The following is a 3630-nucleotide window of genomic DNA, read 5'->3' as shown; positions in this document are numbered from 1 at the left end:
AGCGTTTTAACCAGCTAGGGTGAACAGTTATTTACTACGATTGGTATTATATTGAGCTTCACTCTTTTAGGTAACTCAACCACCTTAGAATTACGTTATGATGGGGTAGGCTTAGTTTGGACAGTTGAAATCGAATGGATGATTCACAGCAAAAAACGAATGGTAGAAATACAACGGTAAGAAAAGCGACGCGAATCGAAAGCGTCATGAACTCTGCGATGTGGCATTTAACTCAGAGAGATATGACAGAAAGTGAGTTGGTAGCGAAGCTCAAAGTGAAAACCGACAATCAAGAATGGATTGATGAAACGTTGAATACTTTGAAAGGGTTTGGGTATCTCAAATCTGACCAAATGTTTGCTGAACAATTCGTAGAACAAGCGTTCTCAGGTGAATTTGGTTCTCGGTATATTGTTGAAAAATTGAAAAAGAAAGGCCTGACGGACTCAGTGATTTCTGATGCTATCCATAAGGTGTCTTTCGAAAAGTCTATTGATGAACAAACTATCTTGATAGACCGAATCAACCACTACTACTCAAGCTTTACCATGAGCCGTGAAAAATTGGTTGCGACGCTGCAAAAGCGTGGTTTTAGCTATCAACAAGTTAAGGTAGCGATTGACCAGCACCCACAAGCGCATGAACTGAAGAGTAATATTCAAATTAAGGCAGAGAAAGCCGATTTGGAAAAAGAAGTGCTTAAGTATGCTCGTAAAGGCAAAGGCTTGACTGCTATTCAGCAAGAGCTTAGACAGCGACAAATAGACACGAGCGAATTGCCACAATTGGTCGATCGGTTAATTAACGAAGAGCAACTGGATTTTTACTCTTCGTGTTTAGAACAACTACAAAAGAAACCTTATGACCTCAACGATCACAAAGAGCGCTCAAAAGCTTACGCTATGCTAAGTCGAAAAGGCTTTTCGTCGGATGAAATTAAATTTGCTCTGAGTGAAGGTAACGAGTAGCCAGTGTCCTTAAACCAAGAAATATAGAGCTTTCATAAATACAGACCCTTCAGATATAAATAGCTGAAGGTCACCGAACACAGAATGATTTACAGGGTTAATAGATTGTTTTAACGCGTTGTGTGCAGGTTTTCTGTAATACCTAACCCATTACGCAACGCGAACTGAAGGAGGTCATTGTGGTTGTTCAAATCGAGCAACCCAAGCATTCTGTACTTATGCGATTCTATAGTTCGAGAGCTTAGATGGAGCTGTTCCGCACACTCTTTTGCACTTAAGCCTTGAGCAATAAGTGCCAACACTTTGGTCTGCTTCTTGGTGAGTAAGAGTAATTTGTCACTGTCATCTTCTAGCCGATTCTCATTTTGCTTTAATGTTCTGGCTAGTGTTGAGTGCTGCCAATAACAGAGCCAAAGCTCACAGACTAATTTTAAGCGCTGGATGTCTTCGAGATCGAAAGTGGTATCGTTGTCGTGAAAGTTAGTAAAAGACAGTGCTCCCCAGCGTTGGTTAAAGAGTTGCAAAGGAATGATGCAGTGCCATCGCCCCCCTTCTTTGTATAACTGCTTTAATACGTAATTCTGAGTGTTCTCGAGGTCGTCTTTCGAAAACGCGAGATAAGTTTTTTTGGTCTTTAGCAGCTTTAAATAATCAAGATAGTTGCCACCAATGAGATTCTGTTTATTGACCGGGGGTATGTTCGCTTTCGATACTGAACAAGTCTTTCCGTCTTCCAGTAAGACCATTGAGTTAGGGTAGAGTGTTAAACGATCCATCCCAAACCAATCGAGTACGTCAAAGCTCGCTTCTGACCAAGTAGCTTGAAAATACTTAGGATCGCTATTGATGAGAGTCGTTGATTGCTTCATCAACAATTGTTCAAAATTTAGGTTAGTAGCCGACATACCTTTCCTCTATCAATATATTCATCAGGTTAATATCCCGAAGACTATGCGTTCGTAAAGCACAGTGCAAGATAAGATGTTTACATTTTCGAGAGGTTCTAATTTTCGTTTTTTTATAACTCTTTAATCTAAATGTTAGGATGATAAGCGGTAGATCTACTGCATTAATTGAACGGTGTTTTTTAATAAAATCGGGCATTTATACAACCGAGTAAACACTGTGATAAGTTTAAGGGCGTTACTGAGTATTTCAGTCTCGATACTGACTTTTTTTCATCCTACTGCAAGCGCGAACGCATCCCCAATGTTTGTCTATGCGCAGTCACCTATTCATTCAAATGTGCTTTCAACACAACTTCGTTCTGCTCAGCCCAAAAGGGTGGGGACTATTGAGTTCAAGTCCTCTTATACCCAAGCCAGTATATGGGCACACACCGACGCTTATGGTCTTGATTATTACCAAAATCAATCGAATATTGCAGTTCAATGGCAGGCATCTTCTGTATGGAAGGTGGAGTTGGATTATCGAGTGGTAACAGCCAAAGATAATGGACTTGATAGTTTTGTGATGGGCTTTCATGACTTATTTAATATCGGCCAAAATGGTCGGGATGAAGTTCCTCAAGATCAGTTCACTATGGATTTTAATAACTCGGGGGTTCATATTTCTGATTTTGAAGGCGATCAACTGACTAATGCTGTCACGTTATACAATGAATTATTGTTGTATTCCGACGGCCCCTCTTTTATTTCTGCTGGTGGCTCTCTGTTTTACAATAATGTTCGAGAAGGGCAGTTTGAGCGAAATAGTTTTGAGCAAGGTGTTCAGCTGAATTACAGCTATTTATCAGTGCGTCACAACGTGTTTGTTACTCTTGGTTTAGTTCACCGCAAAGGTGATGACTATTCTGTGCTCTTAGAAAACTACAGTTCGAGTTGGGCTGTAGGCTATGAATTACGATTCGATGCTCATCATAGCTTGGTCATTGAATCGTTAAATTATCAAGGGTGGGCAACGGATGAACCAGATTTCTCAGAGCCGTCTAATGAAGTGGTGCTCGGTTATAGGTACCGATTCAATAGGTTTAGTTTAGAAGCCTTGATGACAGAGAATATTCGCAATATGGATAACAGCACCGATATCGGCTTTACTCTGGGATTACGTTTCTCAATATAAACGACACATTAATATATTCTTATTTCATGAAATTCACCGAAGCTATAAAATTTCAGTAAATTTACGGTATATCAATAACCTGTTTTTTTGAACAATAGCGCTACTCCAAAAGGCCGGACTAACAAGGCCGAATCAATATATAGGTAGTGGTTATTATGAAAAAGACATTAGTAGCACTTGCGATTGCAAGCATTTCAAGTTCAGCTTTCGCGGTAAATACAAGCAGCCAAAACAGCCAAAATGAAGACATGTTCGCATTTGATTCAATGCATAAAGATCAATTCTCAGTATCTGGTGCTATGGGTGTTGGCGGTTACTACGACACTGGTTCTAAAGCATTCTACGATGACTGGGCTACAGGCCTAACACTTGCAGTAAACTACCGTAACAACCGTATTGTTGGTTACTTCGAAACAGACTTGATGGTGAACTACACAACAGACAATAACGTTTCAGCGAATGATTCAGTTAACTACAAGTGGACAAATGGCATCGATACTGGCCCTGCTGCTGATGTAGACAAAGCTTGGCTTGGTTTTGACACTGGTTTCGGTATCGCTTCATTCGGTTGGGAAAATGA

Annotated in this window: 3 protein-coding genes and 1 pseudogene; 3 read left to right on the top strand and 1 reads right to left on the bottom strand. The window is 40.2% G+C overall.

Going from position 1 to position 3630, the window contains the following annotated elements:
- The first annotated feature begins 134 nt into the window (after positions 1-134).
- Positions 135-968 (top strand): RecX family transcriptional regulator, encoded by an 834-nt coding sequence (locus AB4653_RS11650; protein WP_102258191.1) that lies wholly within the window; start codon positions 135-137, stop codon positions 966-968.
- Between the two features lie 110 nt (positions 969-1078).
- Here AB4653_RS11650 and AB4653_RS11645 read toward each other — a convergent pair whose 3' ends face one another.
- Positions 1079-1873 carry a response regulator transcription factor gene (locus tag AB4653_RS11645; protein ID WP_102258190.1) on the bottom strand — a complete coding sequence of 265 codons (795 nt, stop codon included), beginning with the start codon at positions 1871-1873 and terminating at the stop codon, positions 1079-1081.
- Positions 1874-2177: 304 nt separating this feature from the next.
- On the opposite strand from AB4653_RS11645, the gene AB4653_RS11640 reads away from it, so the two are divergent.
- On the top strand, positions 2178-3050 hold the full coding sequence (locus AB4653_RS11640) for a DUF3187 family protein (RefSeq protein WP_372069590.1): 873 nt from the start codon (positions 2178-2180) through the stop codon (positions 3048-3050).
- Between the two features lie 155 nt (positions 3051-3205).
- Positions 3206-3630 (top strand): annotated as a pseudogene (locus AB4653_RS11635) (porin); the annotation flags it as partial.

Origin of the sequence: Vibrio sp. 10N.222.48.A3 (assembly GCF_041475345.1) — a bacterium.
In the GTDB taxonomy this organism is placed as follows: domain Bacteria; phylum Pseudomonadota; class Gammaproteobacteria; order Enterobacterales; family Vibrionaceae; genus Vibrio; species Vibrio tasmaniensis_A.
The sequence above is the reverse complement of the archived record's forward strand: the minus strand, read 5'-3'. Positions and strand labels throughout refer to the sequence as shown.

Excerpts from the sequence above, each read along its gene's own strand:
- AB4653_RS11650 (WP_102258191.1), top strand. The coding sequence starts at position 135 with ATGGATGATTCACAGCAAAAAACGAATGGTAGAAATACAACGGTAAGA.
- AB4653_RS11645 (WP_102258190.1), bottom strand. The coding sequence starts at position 1,873 with ATGTCGGCTACTAACCTAAATTTTGAACAATTGTTGATGAAGCAATCA.
- AB4653_RS11640 (WP_372069590.1), top strand. The coding sequence starts at position 2,178 with ATGTTTGTCTATGCGCAGTCACCTATTCATTCAAATGTGCTTTCAACA.